Origin of the sequence: Bradyrhizobium sp. U87765 SZCCT0048 (assembly GCF_018131225.1) — a bacterium.
Taxonomy (GTDB): Bacteria; Pseudomonadota; Alphaproteobacteria; order Rhizobiales; family Xanthobacteraceae; genus Bradyrhizobium_A.
Genome location: NZ_JAFCMM010000001.1, coordinates 2,847,328 through 2,864,364, shown reverse-complemented (window position 1 = coordinate 2,864,364; position 17,037 = coordinate 2,847,328). Strand labels below are relative to the sequence as shown.

Sequence of the window (17,037 nt, the reverse complement as noted above, 5' to 3'; positions counted from 1 at the left end):
CGCGGACCGTCCAAACGTGAATTCCGGCTGCGAGCTTTGGGCCCAGTCACGCGATGGAGGCGCGACAAAGCCTGACACTCGAACCGAATTGTGCTGCCGTGGATTGGAGGGGAAATCCCATCCGCACACCTGGCAATGAAGGACAAGCCTCTTCGGTATTCGCGCCAGCTGGTGGAAAGCTGGCAGAGACCAAAAAAGCCCGCTCCGTCGTTGCTTTAAGTCGCGTCCCCCGTTGAGCGCGGGGTGCGCCGGTTCGCCTCCGGCTGCCGATCACGGTTGCAAGAAAGGAGGACCCTTGAGTGTCGCGCCTCTGGAGAGAGGTGCTGGGCTTGCTCGCTTCCTTGGCGGCTGTCCGGCCTCTTGTCCGGATACCTACCGACCGACACACGACCACAGGCACGTGCGAAATTGGGCAAAACGGGAAATAGGTCTTTTGACTCAGCTCCGCAACATTTTTTTCAGCAGCGCAGAGATTTTCTGCACAGCGCGCGAGCGTGTGTTGCCGGGAGGGCGCGTTTGTTGTGTCAGCGGTGCGCGCGAGATGAACAGCCGTTCAAGGTCTTTAACGAAAGATGAGTGCGGCGGTATCGCTGTCGTGGCGCGCCGTGCGCGCAAGGTGTGACGCGAGGTCGCGGCGTCTCAGCCGCGCCGCGTGAACGGCTCGATGCGCTGAGCGTTGCGGACGAACGACGCCATGATGGCGACGCCGAGCAGAAACAGCACCGCCTGCAGGATGTGGGCGCCGACATCTTCGAGGCCGAACAGCAGCGACAGAGCCCAGCCGCCGGCGAACGCCGCGCCGAACACCTCGGCGCCGATCAGGATGGCGGCCGAGATCACGGTGATGACGCTGGGCCAGGCGATCTGGCGGGGCGCGGAAGCGGTGGTCGGCGAGCTCATGTGGCAAAGGTCCTGTTGGCGGGGCGCAATGTCCTCGAAAACGTCCTCCCGATCAAGCGCGGAGGGCCCAAAAAAGCCGCCACGGTGCTATTATCTGCCCGATCGAATTTGGCCGTAAGCAGGTTTTTTCATGTCCGATTCCCCCGATTCCGCCGTCAATCCGCTGCTGCAGGCTTGGCGGACCCCGCTCGAGACGCCGCCATTCGCCGCCATCCGGCCCGAGCATTTCATGCCGGCCTTCGAGCAGGCCTTCGCTGACCACGCCATGGAGGTGGCGGCGATCGTCAACGATCCGACTGACCCGGACTTCGACAACACGGTGACGGCCTGGGAGCGCTCCGGGCGTTTGCTCAACCGCATTTCTGCGGTGTTCTACGACCTGGTCTCGGCAAACTCCAACCCGGAGTTGCTGGCGATCGAGAGCGAGGTGGCGCTGCGCATGGCACGGCACTGGAATCCGATCATGATGAACGCGGTGCTGTTCGGCCGCGTCGCCAGGCTTCACCACGATCGTCACTCCATGGGGCTCACCGAAGAGCAGCAGCGGCTGCTGGAGCGGCTCTACACCCGGATGCACCGGGCCGGCGCCGGTCTCGATGAGGCGGCCAAGGCGCGGATGAGCGAGATCAACGAGCGCCTGGCGGCGCTGAGCACGACCTTCAGCCACCACCTGCTCGGCGACGAGCAGGACTGGACGCTGGAGCTCGGCGCCGATGATCTCGGCGGTCTTAGCCCGGCCTTCGTGGCGGCGGCGCGGGCGTCGGCGGCCGAGCGCGGTCTCGACGGCAAGGCGGTGGTGACGCTGTCGCGGTCCTCGGTCGAGCCGTTCCTGCAGAGTTCGACCCGCCGCGATCTCCGTGAGAAGGTCTACAAGGCCTTCACCGCGCGCGGCGACAATGGCAACGCCAACGACAACAGCGCGACCATCCGCGAAATCCTGGCGCTGCGCGAGGAGACCGCGCGGATCCTCGGCTATGCCAACTTTGCGGCCTACCGCCTCGAGGACTCCATGGCCAAGACCCCTGAGGCCGTCCGCAGCCTGCTCGAGCGGGTGTGGGAGCCGGCGAGGGCCAAGGCGCTCGCCGACCGCGACGCCCTGCAGGAGTTGATCCGCGAGGATGGCGGCAACTTCGCGCTCGCGCCGTGGGACTGGCGGTTCTACGCCGAGAAGCTGCGCCAGCGCCGCGCCAATTTCGACGACGCGGCGATCAAGCCCTACCTCGTGCTCGACCACATGATCGAGGCGGCCTTCGACGTCGCCCACCGGCTGTTCGGGCTGTCCTTCAGTGAGCGCCACGACATTCCGGTCTGGCACCCCGATGTGCGGGTGTGGGAGGTGACCGACGCCGCCGGCGCCCACAAGGCGCTGTTTTACGGCGATTACTTCGCCCGCGCCTCCAAGCGCTCCGGCGCCTGGATGACCTCGCTGCGCGACCAGCAGAAGCTCGACGGCGGGGTGTCGCCGCTGATCATCAACGTCATGAACTTCGCCAAGGGAGCGGACGGTCACCCGGCGCTGCTGTCGCCGGACGACGCGCGGACGCTGTTCCACGAGTTCGGCCATGGCCTGCACGGCATGCTGTCCGATGTCGTCTATCCCTCGCTGTCGGGCACCAGCGTGTTCACCGATTTCGTCGAACTGCCGTCCCAGCTCTACGAGCACTGGCAGCAGCAGCCGGCGGTGCTGCGCCGGTTCGCCCGGCACTATCAGACCGGCGAGCCGCTGCCCGACGACCTGCTGCAGCGCTTCCTGGCCGCCCGCAAGTTCAACCAGGGCTTCGCGACCGTCGAATTCCTGGCGTCGGCGCTGATGGACATGGAATTCCATTCCCATCCGGTGAGCGAAATCGCCGACGTCCGGGCGTTCGAGCGCCAGGAGCTCGACAAGATCGGCATGCCCTCGGAAATCGCCATGCGCCACCGGCCGCAGCAGTTCGGCCATATCTTCTCGGGCGACCATTATGCGGCGGGCTATTACAGCTACATGTGGTCCGAGGTGATGGACGCCGATGCCTTCGGCGCCTTCGAGGAAGCCGGCGACATCTTCGATCCGGCGGTCGCGAAACGCCTGCACGACAATATCTATTCCTCGGGCGGCTCGCGCGATCCGGAGGAGGCCTATGTTGCCTTCCGGGGCCGGGAGCCGGAGGTTGACGCGCTGCTGCGCGGGCGGGGGTTGCTGGATGCGCCCGAGCCGGCCTAATGAGAGATAGCATCAGACATTCCCCGGGACCGGAGTGTCTGTCGCGCACGACTCATCTGATGGACAGGTCATGACACGACATTCTTCCGGTCACCGCCGCGGCGTCGTCGCGGCGCCTCATTCCGCAACCGTCGAGGCGGGCCGCCACGTGCTCGCCGAGGGCGGCAACGCCCTCGAGGCCATGGTCGCCATGGCCGCCTCGATCGCGGCGGTCTACCCCCACATGAACCACATCGGCGGCGATGGCTTCTGGCTGGTGCGCGAGCCGTCGGGGCGCGTTCGCGCGCTGATGGGCGCGGGCGCGGCCGGCAGCGGGGCGACGCCGGCCTTCTACCGCGAGCACGGCCACGACATGATCCCGCCGCGCGGGCCGCTGGCGGCCCTGACAGTGCCGGCGGCGGTCGGTGGCTGGCAGCTGGCGCTGGAGGCGGCGAAAGCCCTTGGCGGCCGGCTGCCGCTCGATGTTCTGCTTGCACCGGCGATTCGCAGCGCCAAGGACGGCTATGTGGCGACCCGCAGCCAGGTCGAACTGACGCGCGGCAAGCTTGAAGAGCTCAAGGATGTGCCCGGCTTCGCCCAGACCTTCCTGGTCGACGGCAAGGTGCCCGAGCTCGGCGCAACCTTGAAGCAAACGGCGATGGCCGCGACGCTGGAGCATCTCGTCCAGGCCGGCCTCGATGACTTCTACCGCGGCGACGTCGGGCGCGAGATCGGAGCCGACCTCGCGCGTATCGGCAGCCCGGTGACCCGCGCCGACCTCGCGGCGGCGAAGCCCTGGGTAGCCGAGGCGCTGTCCACGGTGATCGGAGCCGGTACGCTGTACAACGCGCCGCCACCGACCCAGGGGCTCGCGTCGCTGATCATTCTCGGACTGTTCGATCGCCTGCGCATCCAGGAGGCCGAGGGCTTCGACTATATCCACGGTCTCGTCGAGGCGACCAAGCGCGCGTTCCGCGTGCGCGACCGCTTCGTCACCGATCCGCGCCAGCTCACCGCCGAGCTCGACCGTTTCCTGGCGCCGGCGTTTCTCGACGCCGAGGTCGCCCGCATTGACCGCCAGAAGGCGGCGCCGTGGCCATCGACCTGGAGCGAGGGCGACACCATCTGGATGGGCGCCGCCGACGCCTCGGGCCTTGTCGTGTCCTACATCCAGTCGATCTTCTGGGAGTTCGGCTCGGGCTGCGTGCTGCCGGCGACCGGCGTGCTGATGCAGAACCGCGGCGCGAGCTTCTCGCTCGACCCCAAGGCGGCCAATCCGCTGAGCCCGGGCCGGCTGCCGTTCCACACGCTGAACCCGGCCCTCGCCGTCCTCAAGGACGGCCGGATCATGGCCTACGGCACCATGGGCGGCGACGGCCAGCCCCAGACCCAGGCGATGATATTCTCCCGCCACATCCTCTACCGCCAGCCGCTGGAGCTGGCGCTCGACCAGCCGCGCTGGCTCTTGGGGCGCACCTGGGGTTCGAGCCACACCAATTTGCGGCTGGAAGCGCGCTTCGACGGCAACTTGATCGATCGCCTGCTGTCGGCGCGCCACGACGTCGACGTGCTGCCGGACGCCTATTCCGACACCATGGGCCATGCCGGCGCGGTGGTGTTGCACCCCGGTGGCCTCCTCGAGGGCGGCCACGATCCGCGCGCGGACGGCGGCGCGGCCGGGGTGTAGTGGAGCCGGTTTGTCCATCGTCTCGTTTCAGCCTCACTTCCCGGTAGCATGGCGTGCTGCCGGGCATCGCCGCGAAGGTTTCATGACGCGCCGTTCTCTCACGGTTTTTCTTGCTGCGGTTTTCGCACTCTGTCTGACGGTCCCCTCCGCCTGGGCGCATCCCCATGTCTGGGTCACCGCGACGAGCGAACTGGTCTATGCGCCCGATGGCTCGCTCACCGGCGTGCGCCATGCATGGACCTTCGACGACATGTTCTCGACCTATGCCCTGCAGGGCATCGAGACCAGGACCAAGGGGGTCTACACCCGCGAGGAACTCGCGCCGCTGGCGCAGACCAATGTGGAGTCGCTGAGAGAATTCGGCTTCTTCACGTTCGCGCGCGCCGGCGAGCCGGGCTCGCGCAACCGCAAGCAGAAGTTCGAGGATCCGGTCGATTACTATCTCGACTACAAGGACGGCGCGCTGACGCTGCACTTCACCTTGCCGCTGAAGACGCCGGTGAAGAGCCCCCAGCTCGTGGTCGATATCTATGATCCGACCTATTTCGTCGACTTCTCGCTGGCAAAGACTGATCCGATCAAGCTGGTCGGCGCGCCGGCGAACTGCAAGATGACCATCGAGCGGCCGAACGATGGATCGGCGCAGGCTCAGGCGCAATCGATCGGGGAGCAGAATTTCCTCGACGGCAGCAACGCCAATTTCGGCGCGATGTTCGCCAACAAGATCACGGTGGACTGTCCGTGATCGCGGCGGGGCGACGCGGGCCGCTCACCGAAACCCGTCTCGCTGTGGTGTTGCTGGCGGTCGCGGCCGCGGCGCTGTGGGGCGATGGGCTGCTGCATGCCGCGTTGGCGCAGTCGCCGTTCGGCGTCGGCCGGCCCGGCAGTTCGGATCCGCAGGTCGGCGGCGTGATCGGCTGGCTGCTCGATCAGCAGTCGAAGTTCTACCGCGAGATGTCGAAAACCATCCGCGCGGCGAAGATTGATGGCAGCGCGGTCTGGACGCTGCTCGGCATCTCCTTCGCCTATGGCGTGTTCCATGCCGCCGGTCCCGGCCATGGCAAGGCGGTGATTTCATCCTATCTCGTGGCCAACGAGGAGACCGCGCGGCGCGGCATCGTGCTGGCGTTCGCCTCGGCGCTGCTGCAGGCGCTGGTCGCCATCATCGTGGTCGGGATCTGCGCCTGGCTGCTCAACGCCACCGCCCGGACCATGTGCGGCGCCGAGCGTGCTATCGAGATCGCGAGCTATGCCCTGATCGCTGTGTTCGGAGCGCGCCTGGCGTGGACCAAGGGCGGGAGCTTCCTGCGCGCCTTGCGTGGTGCTCAATTACCGCTCCGCGCAGGCCCCGCGCCGCTGGTGCCGGCGCTCGCCGGAGCGTCCGATACGGCGACAGCGTCTTCGCCGGCCCATGGCCATGCCCGCGTGCTGGACGGCGGCCCCGGCCATGATCACGACCACCACGGTCATGCTCATGCCCATGCCGCTCCCGCGCATGGCGAGCCCGGCCATGTCCACGACGAGCACTGCGGCCATCACCACGGGCCGACGCCCGACCAGTTGGCCGGCCCCGGCGGTTGGCGGCGTGGCCTCAGTGCGATCTTCGCCGTCGGCCTGCGGCCTTGTTCCGGCGCGATCCTGGTGCTGGTGTTCGCGCTCGCGCAGGGGATGATGTGGGCCGGGATTGCCGCGACACTGCTGATGGGGCTGGGCACCGCGATCACGGTGGCCGCCATAGCCATCCTGGCGGTCTCCGCCAAGGGACTGGCGCGGCGCCTCAGCGCCGGTCGCGACGGCGGTGGCGCGCTGATCCTGCGCGGCGTGGAATTCGGCGCGGCGGCGCTGGTGCTGCTGCTCGGTGTCGGCCTGCTGCTGGGCTATGTCGCGGCCGAGCGGGTGACATGCTTCTGACGCAGCCACAGCGCGACGATCGGCCGCCTGGACGCGGGACCCCGTTGACAATGCCGGGCCTCCGGGCGAAGCCAACGGCGCCATGACGACGCCCATATCTCCGCCATCGCTCTCCCCCTCTGCCGCGACGCGCGAGCGCGTCGGCGTGCTGCTGATCAACCTCGGCACGCCGGACACCGCGGACGCGGCCGGCGTCCGCGTCTATCTCAAGGAATTCCTGTCCGATCCACGGGTGATCGAGGATCAGGGGCTGCTGTGGAAGCTGATCCTGAACGGCATCATCCTGCGGGTGCGGCCGGGCCGGAAGGCCCGCGACTACCAGAAGATCTGGAACACGGCGCGGAACGAGTCCCCGCTCAAGACCATCACGCGGTCGCAGTCGGACAAGCTCGCGGCGGCGATCGCCGATCATGATCATGTCGTGGTCGACTGGGCGATGCGCTACGGCAATCCCTCGATCCGCGCGCGCATCGAGGCGCTGCTGGCGCAGGGCTGCGACCGGCTGCTGGTGGTGCCGCTGTATCCGCAGTATTCCGCGGCGACCACGGCGACGGTCTGCGACGAGGTGTTCAGGGTGCTCGCGGACCTGCGGGCGCAGCCGACGCTGCGGGTGACGCCGCCCTATTTTGTCGACAGCGACTACATCGAGGCGCTCGGCGTCTCGATCGAACGTCATCTCGCGGCGCTGCCGTTCGTGCCGGAGGTGATTGTCGCTTCCTTTCATGGCATGCCGAAGGAATATGTCGACAAGGGCGACCCCTACCAGGCGCAATGCGTCGCCACCACGGACGCGCTGCGCAAGCGGCTGGGGCTCGACGCCAGCAGGCTGCTGCTGACTTTCCAGTCCCGCTTCGGCAATGCCGAGTGGCTGCAACCCTACACCGACAAGACCATGGAGCGTCTCGCCGGTGAGGGTGTGCGGCGCATCGCGGTGGTGACGCCCGGTTTCTCCGCTGATTGTCTGGAGACGCTGGAGGAGATCGCCCAGGAGAACGCCGAAATCTTCCAGCACGCTGGCGGCGAGCAGTTCACCGCCATCCCCTGCCTCAACGACAGTGACGAGGGCATGGACGTCATCCGCCAGCTCGTCCTGCGCGAGCTGCAAGGCTGGATCTGACAGCCAAAGAGCGCACCTGAGCGCCGGAAGCCGAACCGCCGGCGCGCAGTGCGGCCGGCGCGTTCGGCCGCCCGCGCGCTTTTACCCCCTCGACGGACGGCGTCGAACCATCCATTCTTGCTTCGCGACCAAGTCTTCTCTGGCGACCGGTCTTCCTTCGCGACCAAGTCGTCACAGTTTTCGCGTAAGGACGCGACCATTGATCTGGCGCCCGTCACCCGCCGCATGGCGCGGGCCGCACGTGAGCGCCTCAGGAGTTGTTCATGTCGGGATTTGATATTTTCGCCATCGTTGTCGCTCTGCTCGTGATCGTGACGCTTTTTGCCGGCGTCAAGACGGTGCCGCAGGGCTACGACTGGACCATCGAGCGATTTGGCAAGTACACGCGGACGCTGCGGCCGGGCCTCAACCTGATCATTCCGTATTTCGATCGTGTCGGCCGCAAGATCAACATGATGGAGCAGGTGATCGACATTCCCGAGCAGGAGGTCATCACCAAGGACAACGCCACGGTCACAGTGGACGGCGTCGCCTTCTTCCAGGTGTTCGACGCCGCCAAGGCAAGCTACGAGGTCGCCAATCTCACCCAGGCGATCGTCACCCTGACCATGACCAACATCCGCTCGGTGATGGGGTCGATGGACCTCGATCAGGTGCTGTCGCATCGCGACGAGATCAACGAGCGGCTGCTGCGCGTGGTCGATGCCGCGGTGTCGCCATGGGGCCTCAAGGTCAACCGCATCGAGATCAAGGACATCGTGCCGCCGGCCGACCTTGTCGAGGCGATGGGCCGGCAGATGAAGGCCGAGCGCGTCAAGCGCGCCGACATCCTTCAGGCCGAGGGCCAGAGGCAGTCGGAAATCCTGCGGGCCGAGGGCGCCAAGCAGGCGCAGATCCTCCAGGCGGAAGGTCGTCGCGAGGCCGCGTTCCGTGATGCCGAGGCGCGCGAGCGTTCGGCGGAAGCCGAAGCCAAGGCGACGCAGATGGTGTCGCAGGCGATCGCCAGCGGCGACGTCGCTTCGCTGAACTACTTCATCGCCGACAAGTACATCAAGGCGTTCGGCGAGATCGCACAGTCGCCGAACCAGAAGATCGTGATGCTGCCGATCGAGGCTACGGGCATTCTCGCGTCGCTCGGCGGCATCGGCGAAATCGCCAAGGCGGCATTCGGCGAGAGCGCCGCGTCAGCGACGTCCGCCGCGCGCCGGCCGACGGTGCCCAACACCGGTTCGGGCGGCGGGCAGGGTTGAGCCGCGGAGGGCCGCCATGGTCGAGACCTTGAATGCGCTGGGCACCTGGAACTGGCTGATCGTCGGCCTTGTCCTGGTCGGCCTCGAACTGCTCGCGCCCGGAGTCTTCATGCTGTGGCTCGGGCTCGCCGCGCTGCTGGTCGGTTTGCTGTCATTCGTCGTGCCGTGGTCGTGGCAGGCGCAACTGATCGCGTTCTCGATCTTTGCGATCGCCGCCGTGCCGCTGTGGCGGCGCGTCGGCAATGCCCGTGGCGGCGCAACGGACCAGCCGTTTCTCAACCGCCGGGCGGACGCACTGGTCGGGCGCGTGTTCACGCTGGAGCGGCCGATCGTCGACGGCAGCGGCACGGTGCGGATCGACGATACTGTGTGGCGGGTGGCCGGGCGTGACGCGCCCGCCGGCAGTCAGGTTCGCGTCGTCGCGGCCGACGGCGCCAGCCTGCGCGTCGAGCCGGCCTGAGCCGACAGGGCCGCCGGCGGTTATTTCCGGCGGCTCCAGCGCTCCGCAAAATCGTTCAGAGGCATAAACGTCGTGATCAGCTCGCGACCGCGCGCGGTCAGGCGATAGCCTTCGCTCGGCACGTTCTCGACCAGACCGGCATCCTTGAGATCCTTCAGCCGCGCCTGCAGCACCGTCGGCGAGGCGTCGTCGCAGGCCTGGCGCAGCGCGCGCGAGGTCAACGCGCGATCGCGCAGTTCCCAGGCGATCCGCAGCGTCCAGCGCCGCCCGAGCAGGTCGAGCAGCGCCATGATCGGGCGTCCGGAGCGTGATCCGCGCACGGCAGTCGTCGTCGTCTTGCGGGCCGCCTTCATCGTCGTCCTTCTTGCGTATCGCTACGGAAAGTGTAGCGTTGCTACAGTTTCAATAGCAGAGGAGTGCCGGCATGTCGCGAATCGTCCCGCTGGAGCCGCCTTACACGCCGGAGTTGCAGGCTCATTTCGATCGCATCATGCCGCCAGGCATGCCGCCGCTGGTGCTCTTCCGCACGCTGGCCACCAGCGACCGCGCCTGGGCCAGGTTCAGGGCAGGCAGCCTGCTCGACCGCGGGCCGTTGCCGCTGCGCGCGCGGGAAATCGTCATCGACCGCACCTGTGCGCTGACAGGATGCGAGTACGAGTGGGGCGTGCATGTGGCGAATTTCGCCGGACGGGCGGAATTGACGTCGGAGCAGGTGCGGGCGACCGTGCTGGAGCCGCCGACCGCGGCCTGCTGGCCCGAGCCCGAACAGGTCCTGATCGCAGCCGTTGATGCGCTGCATCATCGTGCGACCTGGGATGACGTGGAATTCGCCGCCCTGAAACGGCATTACGACGAGCCGCAGATTCTGGAGATCATCCTGCTCTGCGGCTTCTATCGAACGGTGTCGTATCTTGCGAACGGTCTCGCCCTGCCGCTGGAAGCGGGCGCGGCCCGCTTTCCCGATGCGGCGTGAGGATTGCTGACCGTCAGTTGCGCGCGATGATTTCGCGTTCATCGCGGTGAACGAGCATGTCCGCCAGATGATTGCTGCAGCGTCGCCGCAGTACCATCTTCGAGCGGCGGGTCTTGATGACATTGTGCCGGCGACGCCTTGCCGCCGGCGGGCGCGCCAGCCGTGCATCCTCGTCGATCAGCGGCAGCGCAAAAATTTCGCTCCACAGCGTCGCGGTTTGCGCAATCTCCGGTTCGTCCACGGACTGCAGCAGCGGAATAGACAGCGATGGATCGCGGTGAGCGAGCACGACCATCTGGCCGTCGTCGGTCACGCGGGTTGCGATGCCGAGAAATTCCTGAACGTCGACATTGATCGCCATTCGCATGCCGCGAACGGCACGCCGCAATGTCACGCGATCGCGGTTGATCTCGACCTGCCGGACGCCGCCGTCGGCGCGTGCATCACGCGCGTCGAACCGCACGGGCAGGGAAAGAGGGTCGAGCCGCAGCACGCGGCTCGACCCGGCGGATGGTCCGCCAGCTCCGAATTGACGCCTCACGACTTTGATCTCCCCGCCGGGATTATTCTCCCGGTCGATGGGGCCACTGTGCCACGCGCTTTTCCGAAAGCACTTAAGAAGGCTGGTTAATCGATCCTGACCCCGCGACATGCTTGACGAGACCTTGCCGAGGGGCGGAAATTTGTTGGTTTTCCAACCGGCGATGTGCTTGAAATCGGGCTGGAATCGGCACATTTGAGACGTGCACGCGCCCCTTCCGGGGGCCCGGTTTTCTGTCTTTTCACCTCGGATCTGGGATTGGCCCGTGACCTCTTCAGCAAGCGCATCATCGTCGTCTGCCGCGACCCGGGCTGGATCTGATCTGCTCGATCAATCGGCTCTCAGTGCCCTCGCCGAGCGCCTCGTCGAGGCGGCAAAGCGTGCTGGCGCTGATGCGGCCGATGCCGTTGCCGTGCGTGGCATGTCGCAAGGCGTCGAGGTGCGCGATGGCCGTGTTGAGGAGTCCGAGCGTTCCGAAGGCGACGACGTCGGGCTGCGGGTGATCGTCGGCAAGCGGCAGGCGGTGGTGTCGACCAACGACGTCACGGGCGATGCCGTCGCCAAGCTGGCGGAACGCGCCGTGGCGATGGCGCGTGTCGCGCCTGACGATGCCTATGTCGGTCTCGCCGATCCGGCGCTGCTCGCCCGCAGCTTTCCAGATCTCGATCTGCTCGATCCGGATATGCCGACGACAGTCGAACTCGAGCGCCGCGCGCTGGCGGCGGAGGAGGCCGGGCGGGCGGTCGCCGGCGTCACCAAGTCCGGCGGTGCATCGGCGTCGTGCGGCATCGGCGGCATGGTGCTTGTCACCAGCACGGGCTTTCACGGCGCTTATCTCCGCTCCAGCCAGGGGATCTCCATGACCGCGATCGCCGGCGAGGGTACCGGCATGGAGCGCGATTACGATTACTCCTCCGCGATCCATGGCGCGGATCTGTCGGCACCCGCCGCGATCGGCGCCAGTGCCGGCGCGCGCGCGGTGGCGCGCGTCAATCCGCGCAAGGTCGCAACCTGCAAGGCGCCGGTGGTGTTCGATCCGCGGGTATCGAATTCTCTGGTCGGCCATGTCGTCGGCGCCGCCAACGGCGCGTCGATCGCGCGCAAGACCAGCTTTCTCAAGGACAGCCTCGGCAAACAGCTGTTCGATGAGAACATCCGCATCGTCGACGATCCGTTGCGGGTGCGGGGCCTGCGCTCGCAGACATTCGATGCCGAAGGCGTCGCCGTGAAGCGGCTGGCGATCATCGATGGCGGTGTGCTGACGTCGTGGCTGCTGGATTCCGCGACCGCGCGTGAACTCGGTCTCGTCACCACCGGCCATGCGCATCGCGGCGTGTCGTCGTCGCCGTCGCCCGGCGCCTACAACCTGCATATGGAGCCGGGACGGCTGACACCCAGGGAACTGATGGCGGACATCAAGCAGGGCTTCTACGTCACCGATCTGATCGGCTCGGGCGTCAACGGCGTGACCGGCGACTACAGCCGCGGCGCGGCCGGCTTCTGGATTGAGAACGGCGAGCCGACCTATGCGGTCAGCGAGGTCACCATCGCCGGCCATCTGCTCGAGATGTTCAAATCACTGACACCTGCCAACGATCTCGCGTTCCGCTACGGCGTCAACGCGCCGACCATCCGCATCGAGGGGCTGACGATTGCGGGACGTTGACGCGGTGCAGGGCGAGGTTCTGGCGCGCGACACCGCGCTGCTGACCGAGAGTGTACGCGAGGCCGGTGCGCTGGCGCTCAGCCTGTTCCGCACCGACCTGCGCAACTGGATCAAAGGCAAGTCCTCGCCCGTCACCGAGGCGGATATCGCCGCCAACGACCTGCTGGAGCGGCGGCTGCGGGCTGCCACCCCGGACTATGGCTGGCTGTCGGAGGAGAGCGCCGACGATCCTGCGCGCCTCGGCCGGCGCCTGGTGTGGATCGTGGATCCGATCGACGGCACGCGGTCCTATCTCGCTGGCCAGGACGACTGGTGTGTCAGCGTGGCACTGGTGGCCGATGGCGAGCCGCTGCTGGGGGCGGTGTTCGTTCCGGTGGCCGATGAAATGTTCATTGCCGTGCGTGGCCATGGCGCGACCATGAATGGCCGGCCGATACGGGTCAGCCCTGGCGATCGACTCGATCCGGCCCGAATTGTCGGTCCGCGGCCGCTGGTCGAGCGGCTGGGCGATGCCCTGGAACCAGGCAACATTCATCCCCGGATTGGCTCTCTGGCGCTCAAGATCTGCCGCGCGGCCGAGGGGCGGCTGGATGCCGCGTTCGCGGGTGGGCAAAGCCGGGACTGGGACCTTGCGGCGGCCGACTTAATCGTGCACGAAGCGGCCGGGACGATGACCACGTTGACGGGCGAAGCCATCCGCTATAACCGCCCGGAAGTGAGGCACGACACCCTGGTGGCGGCGGGTCCGGCCCGTCACGCCCGCATCGTTGAGCACTTCAGACACCATCCGCTGTTCTAGAATTGTTCCCGTCGACATCCGCCTGGCCGGAAGCTTTGTGTTTCAGGAAAAAGATCCATGTCCGATACGCCGCAGCAGTTGCTTCATCTCGTCATCGGAGGCGAGCTGGTCGACCTTGAGCATGTGACGTTCAAGGATCTCGACAAGGTCGAGGTGGTCGGCCTGTACCCGAACTACGCCTCGGCCTACACCGCCTGGAAGGCGAAGGCGCAGCAGACCGTCGACAACGCCCACATGCGTTACTTCATCGTGCACCTGCACAGGCTGCTCGATCCCGCGACCGACAAGACGCACTGAGCCGGCGCGCCGCTTCACTTGATGTCTTTTCGCACACTATTTCGGTCTCGCTGGTTTCAGCAGGTGGCGGGATTCCTCGCCGCTGAATTCCTGCGTTTCGTCTGGCTGACAAACCGCTTCAGCTATGATCCGCCCGACCTGCATGAACAGATCAGGTCGCGGCTGCCGGTCATCGGGGTGTTCTGGCACGGCCAGCATTTCATGATGCCGTTCGTTGTGCGCAAGCGGTATCGCTTCAAGGTCCTGATTTCGCGCCATCGTGATGGCGAAATCAACGCGATCGCGTGCCAGCGGCTCGGCATCGGCGTGTTGCGTGGCTCTGGCGACCATGGATCGTCGTTTCATCGCAAAGGGGGGGTTGCAGCGTTCAAGAATATGCTGCGCACCCTGCAGGACGGCTGCAATATTGCTGTGACGGCTGACGTTCCCAAAGTCTCCCGGGTGGCTGGTCTTGGCGTGATTATGCTTGCACGGGACTCCGGGCGGCCCATTATACCGACCGCGATCGCGACCAGCCGGTTCAAGCGGCTGAACAACTGGGATCGTTCGGTGGTTCACCTGCCGTTCGGCCGTGGCGTGATCGCGATCGGCGAGGCCCTGTCGGTCCCTGCCGATGCCGACGCCGACACCATGGAGGCGCTTCGCGTGCAGCTCGAGGCCAACCTGAACGAGGTCAACCGCCGGGCCTATGCGATCGTCGGTCGTCCCGATGGGGCGCTGCATGGCGCATGACGTGCCATTGACGCTGCGGACCTATCGCCGGCTGTCGTCGATGGCGGTGCCGGTCTCCGGCCTGCTGCTTGGCCATCGCCTGCGTCAGGGCAAGGAGGAGGCGGCGCGGGTCGGCGAGCGGCGCGGCTTTGCCAGCATTGCACGGCCGGACGGGCCGCTGATCTGGATTCATGGTGCGAGCGTCGGCGAGGTGCTGGCGGCGGCCGAATTGATCGAGCGGCTGCGCGCGCTCAACATCCGCATCCTGCTGACGTCGGGAACCGTGACATCGGCGTCGATCGTGGCGAAGCGTTTTCCGGCCGAGGTCATCCATCAGTACATTCCGCTCGATACGCCGCGCTATGTGGCGCGCTTCATCGAGCACTGGCAGCCGTCCCTGGCACTGTTCGTCGAATCCGACCTGTGGCCGAACCTGATCCTCGCCAACGCGGCGCGCCGGGTACCGATGGTGCTGATCAATGGCCGCATGTCCCACCGCTCGTTCCCGCGCTGGCGGCGTGCCCATGCCACGATTTCCGCGCTGCTCGGCCGCTTTGACCTGTGCCTCGCACAGTCACAGACCGATGCCGAGCGTTTCGCAGCGCTGGGCGCGCGCGACGTCATTGCCACCGGCAATCTCAAGCTCGACGTCCAGGCGCCGCCGGCCGACGCCGGCAAGCTCGACCGTCTTGCCGAGGCCGTCCGCGGTCGCCCGGTGATCGTCGCGGCCTCGACCCACGCGGGCGAGGAAGAGATGGTCACCGAGGTGCACAAGCGCCTTTCGCGCGATTTCCCGACATTGCTGACCGTGATCGTGCCGCGCCATCCGGCGCGTGGCGAGGCGATCGCGCGCATGGCGTCGGCCGCTGGGCGGCAGGTCGCGTTGCGGTCGCAGGAAGACCTGCCGCAAGCGCAGACCGAAATCTATGTCGCCGATACGCTCGGCGAACTCGGCCTGTTCTACCGGCTGTCGCCGATCGTATTCATGGGCGGCTCGCTGGTCGAGCATGGCGGGCAGAACCCGATCGAGGCGATCAAGCTCGGCGCTGCCGTGCTGCACGGGCCGCACGTCTTCAACTTCACCGATGTTTACGGGGCGCTCGATGGCGCGCGCGGCGCGCGGCAGGTCGACACGGTCGAAACGCTCGCGGCCCAGGTCGCGACCTGGCTCGCCGACGAATTGACGCGCCAGCGCGTCATCGATGCGGGGCGCCAGGTGGTCGATCAGCTCGGCGGTGCGCTGGACCGTACGCTGGCCGCGCTCGAACCGTATCTGATGCAACTGCGCATCGAGCGCGGAGCCCAGCGTGCGTGAGCCGGCCTTCTGGCACCGCGGCTCGTCCTGGCAATCTCTCCTGCTGTCGCCGCTCGGCGCCGTCTACGGCTCACTGACAGCGCGACGCATGGCGCGTCCCGGCGCGCGCGCAGGCATCCCCGTCGTCTGTGTCGGCAATTATCATCTCGGCGGCGCCGGCAAGACGCCGACGGTGCTGATGCTTGCAGGACTGCTGCGGGCGATGGGGGCGAAGCCCTGGGTGGTCAGTCGCGGCTATGGCGGGCGGCTCACCGGCCCTGTTGTGGTCGATCCGCGTGTGCATGGCGCGGCCGATGTCGGCGATGAACCATTGATGATGGCGGATCGTCTGCCGGTCGTCGTCGCCCGTCGCCGCGACGACGGCGCAGCGCTCGCGCGTGCGCAGGGCGCGAACGTGATTTTACTCGACGACGGTTTTCAGAACCCGGCGTTGATCAAGGATGTCGCGCTGATCGTGATCGACAGCCACCGCGGGCTCGGCAATGGCTGCGTCTTCCCGGCGGGGCCGTTGCGCGCGCCGCTGCCGCCGCAACTCGCGCGCACCGATGCACTGGTCGTCGTCGGCGACGGCACGGCGGCGCAAGCAGTCGAGGACCTCGTGGCTGCGCGGGGTAAGCCGGTATTGCGGGCGCGCCTCGTTCCCAATGCCTCGTCCCTGGCGGAGATCGCCGGCCGGCGCGTGCTCGCCTTCGCCGGCATTGGTGATCCCGGGCGCTTCTTCAGCACGCTGCGTGGCAGCGGCGTCGACGTCGCGGCAACGCAGGCGTTTGCCGACCATCACCCGTTCACGGTCGCCGAAATCGATGCGCTGGTGGCGCGGGCCGCGGGCGAGAACCTCGTGCTGGTGACGACGGAGAAGGACCTCGCGCGCATCCGAAGCGATGCCCGCCTTGCCGTCCAGGCGCCGGCGATGGTGCCGTTCGGGGTGTCGCTGAGCATCGCCGAACGCGCGCCGCTCGACGCGCTGCTGACCGGGCTCGTCGCCGGAGGGTAGGCCCTTCTCAGCCCGACTTGTGCGCGGCCGGGTAGTGGCGGCTCAGTACCGCATCGGGCGTCGCATAGGCTTCCTGGCGGTCGACGCTCCAGTACTTCAGCTCTTCGAGCGGGATCTGCACGCTGCTGACGGCGCAGACCACATAGCTTCCCGGCGCAATGACGCGAAAATCGCCGTCGAGATACTGCACCTTGGCTTCGCCATGGCCGGAAGAACTGAACTTGTTGAGCACGC

At 66.9% G+C, this 17,037-nt stretch carries 18 protein-coding genes; 14 read left to right on the top strand and 4 right to left on the bottom strand.

The features are described 5' to 3' along the window. Positions 1-639: 639 nt before the first annotated feature. A complete protein-coding gene (locus tag JQ639_RS12680; protein ID WP_211966432.1) occupies positions 640-900 on the bottom strand; it encodes a hypothetical protein in 261 nt (86 codons plus the stop codon). 130 nt (positions 901-1,030) lie between these two features. Between JQ639_RS12680 and JQ639_RS12675 the strand changes: the two genes are divergently transcribed. The 7 genes from JQ639_RS12675 (at position 1,031) to JQ639_RS12645 (ending at position 9,507) form a co-directional block, all read left to right on the top strand. After that, positions 1,031-3,103 (top strand): M3 family metallopeptidase, encoded by a 2,073-nt coding sequence (locus tag JQ639_RS12675; RefSeq protein ID WP_211966431.1) that lies wholly within the window; start codon positions 1,031-1,033, stop codon positions 3,101-3,103. A gap of 70 nt (positions 3,104-3,173) precedes the next feature. Beyond that, entirely contained in the window at positions 3,174-4,769 is a 1,596-nt protein-coding gene (locus tag JQ639_RS12670) for a gamma-glutamyltransferase family protein (protein ID WP_211966430.1), read from the top strand. Between the two features lie 82 nt (positions 4,770-4,851). After that, entirely contained in the window at positions 4,852-5,514 is a 663-nt protein-coding gene (locus JQ639_RS12665) for a DUF1007 family protein (RefSeq protein WP_211966429.1), read from the top strand. Beyond that, positions 5,514-6,680: a nickel/cobalt transporter gene (locus tag JQ639_RS12660; RefSeq protein WP_211966605.1), complete on the top strand. Its 1,167-nt coding sequence runs from the start codon at positions 5,514-5,516 to the stop codon at positions 6,678-6,680. Before JQ639_RS12665 ends, JQ639_RS12660 begins: the two co-directional genes overlap by 1 nt. An 82-nt stretch (positions 6,681-6,762) precedes the next feature. Further along, positions 6,763-7,797 (top strand): ferrochelatase, encoded by a 1,035-nt coding sequence (hemH, locus tag JQ639_RS12655; protein WP_211966428.1) that lies wholly within the window; start codon positions 6,763-6,765, stop codon positions 7,795-7,797. 263 nt (positions 7,798-8,060) lie between these two features. Beyond that, entirely contained in the window at positions 8,061-9,047 is a 987-nt protein-coding gene (locus JQ639_RS12650) for an SPFH domain-containing protein (RefSeq protein ID WP_211966427.1), read from the top strand. Between the two features lie 16 nt (positions 9,048-9,063). Next, positions 9,064-9,507: an NfeD family protein gene (locus JQ639_RS12645; protein WP_211966426.1), complete on the top strand. Its 444-nt coding sequence runs from the start codon at positions 9,064-9,066 to the stop codon at positions 9,505-9,507. Between the two features lie 20 nt (positions 9,508-9,527). On the opposite strand, the gene JQ639_RS12640 is transcribed toward JQ639_RS12645, so the two are convergent. Then, the gene (locus JQ639_RS12640) at positions 9,528-9,860 is read right to left on the bottom strand and encodes a winged helix-turn-helix transcriptional regulator (protein WP_211966425.1); all 333 of its coding nucleotides are present in this window, start codon (positions 9,858-9,860) and stop codon (positions 9,528-9,530) included. A gap of 71 nt (positions 9,861-9,931) precedes the next feature. Here JQ639_RS12640 and JQ639_RS12635 point away from each other — a divergent pair, with 71 nt between their 5' ends. Then, positions 9,932-10,480, top strand: coding sequence for a carboxymuconolactone decarboxylase family protein (locus JQ639_RS12635; protein ID WP_211966424.1), 549 nt, complete (start codon positions 9,932-9,934; stop codon positions 10,478-10,480). 13 nt (positions 10,481-10,493) lie between these two features. Here the strand turns inward: JQ639_RS12635 and JQ639_RS12630 are convergent, their stop codons facing one another. Further along, positions 10,494-11,021, bottom strand: coding sequence for a DUF6101 family protein (locus tag JQ639_RS12630; RefSeq protein ID WP_211966604.1), 528 nt, complete (start codon positions 11,019-11,021; stop codon positions 10,494-10,496). A gap of 265 nt (positions 11,022-11,286) precedes the next feature. Between JQ639_RS12630 and JQ639_RS12625 the strand changes: the two genes are divergently transcribed. From JQ639_RS12625 to lpxK, 6 genes are read left to right on the top strand one after another with little or no spacing between them, the layout of a single operon-like run. Further along, on the top strand, positions 11,287-12,687 hold the full coding sequence (locus tag JQ639_RS12625; RefSeq protein ID WP_211966423.1) for a TldD/PmbA family protein: 1,401 nt from the start codon (positions 11,287-11,289) through the stop codon (positions 12,685-12,687). Then, on the top strand, positions 12,674-13,486 hold the full coding sequence (locus tag JQ639_RS12620) for a 3'(2'),5'-bisphosphate nucleotidase CysQ (protein ID WP_211966422.1): 813 nt from the start codon (positions 12,674-12,676) through the stop codon (positions 13,484-13,486). Before JQ639_RS12625 ends, JQ639_RS12620 begins: the two co-directional genes overlap by 14 nt. Positions 13,487-13,543: 57 nt before the next feature. Next, positions 13,544-13,783 carry a DUF4170 domain-containing protein gene (locus tag JQ639_RS12615; protein ID WP_211966421.1) on the top strand — a complete coding sequence of 80 codons (240 nt, stop codon included), beginning with the start codon at positions 13,544-13,546 and terminating at the stop codon, positions 13,781-13,783. Between the two features lie 21 nt (positions 13,784-13,804). Continuing rightward, positions 13,805-14,515 carry a lysophospholipid acyltransferase family protein gene (locus JQ639_RS12610; RefSeq protein WP_211966420.1) on the top strand — a complete coding sequence of 237 codons (711 nt, stop codon included), beginning with the start codon at positions 13,805-13,807 and terminating at the stop codon, positions 14,513-14,515. Beyond that, complete coding sequence (locus JQ639_RS12605; RefSeq protein ID WP_371745060.1) at positions 14,472-15,809, top strand: 3-deoxy-D-manno-octulosonic acid transferase; 1,338 nt, start codon at positions 14,472-14,474, stop codon at positions 15,807-15,809. Before JQ639_RS12610 ends, JQ639_RS12605 begins: the two co-directional genes overlap by 44 nt. After that, entirely contained in the window at positions 15,802-16,803 is a 1,002-nt protein-coding gene (lpxK, locus tag JQ639_RS12600; RefSeq protein WP_211966418.1) for a tetraacyldisaccharide 4'-kinase, read from the top strand. The genes JQ639_RS12605 and lpxK overlap by 8 nt, the downstream gene beginning before the upstream one ends. 7 nt (positions 16,804-16,810) lie before the next feature. Here lpxK and JQ639_RS12595 read toward each other — a convergent pair whose 3' ends face one another. Continuing rightward, positions 16,811-17,035, bottom strand: a complete 225-nt coding sequence (locus JQ639_RS12595) for a DUF2093 domain-containing protein (RefSeq protein ID WP_211966417.1) — start codon at positions 17,033-17,035, stop codon at positions 16,811-16,813. Positions 17,036-17,037 lie beyond the last annotated feature (2 nt).

What these genes read in the sequence shown, in the direction of transcription:
- JQ639_RS12650 (WP_211966427.1), top strand. Translation starts at nt 8,061, where the DNA reads ATGTCGGGATTTGATATTTTCGCCATCGTTGTCGCTCTGCTCGTGATC.
- JQ639_RS12675 (WP_211966431.1), top strand. Translation starts at nt 1,031, where the DNA reads ATGTCCGATTCCCCCGATTCCGCCGTCAATCCGCTGCTGCAGGCTTGG.
- JQ639_RS12635 (WP_211966424.1), top strand. Translation starts at nt 9,932, where the DNA reads ATGTCGCGAATCGTCCCGCTGGAGCCGCCTTACACGCCGGAGTTGCAG.
- JQ639_RS12610 (WP_211966420.1), top strand. Translation starts at nt 13,805, where the DNA reads ATGTCTTTTCGCACACTATTTCGGTCTCGCTGGTTTCAGCAGGTGGCG.
- JQ639_RS12615 (WP_211966421.1), top strand. Translation starts at nt 13,544, where the DNA reads ATGTCCGATACGCCGCAGCAGTTGCTTCATCTCGTCATCGGAGGCGAG.
- JQ639_RS12680 (WP_211966432.1), bottom strand. Translation starts at nt 900, where the DNA reads ATGAGCTCGCCGACCACCGCTTCCGCGCCCCGCCAGATCGCCTGGCCC.
- JQ639_RS12665 (WP_211966429.1), top strand. Translation starts at nt 4,852, where the DNA reads ATGACGCGCCGTTCTCTCACGGTTTTTCTTGCTGCGGTTTTCGCACTC.
- JQ639_RS12640 (WP_211966425.1), bottom strand. Translation starts at nt 9,860, where the DNA reads ATGAAGGCGGCCCGCAAGACGACGACGACTGCCGTGCGCGGATCACGC.
- hemH (WP_211966428.1), top strand. Translation starts at nt 6,763, where the DNA reads ATGACGACGCCCATATCTCCGCCATCGCTCTCCCCCTCTGCCGCGACG.
- JQ639_RS12645 (WP_211966426.1), top strand. Translation starts at nt 9,064, where the DNA reads ATGGTCGAGACCTTGAATGCGCTGGGCACCTGGAACTGGCTGATCGTC.
- JQ639_RS12670 (WP_211966430.1), top strand. Translation starts at nt 3,174, where the DNA reads ATGACACGACATTCTTCCGGTCACCGCCGCGGCGTCGTCGCGGCGCCT.
- JQ639_RS12605 (WP_371745060.1), top strand. Translation starts at nt 14,472, where the DNA reads ATGCGATCGTCGGTCGTCCCGATGGGGCGCTGCATGGCGCATGACGTG.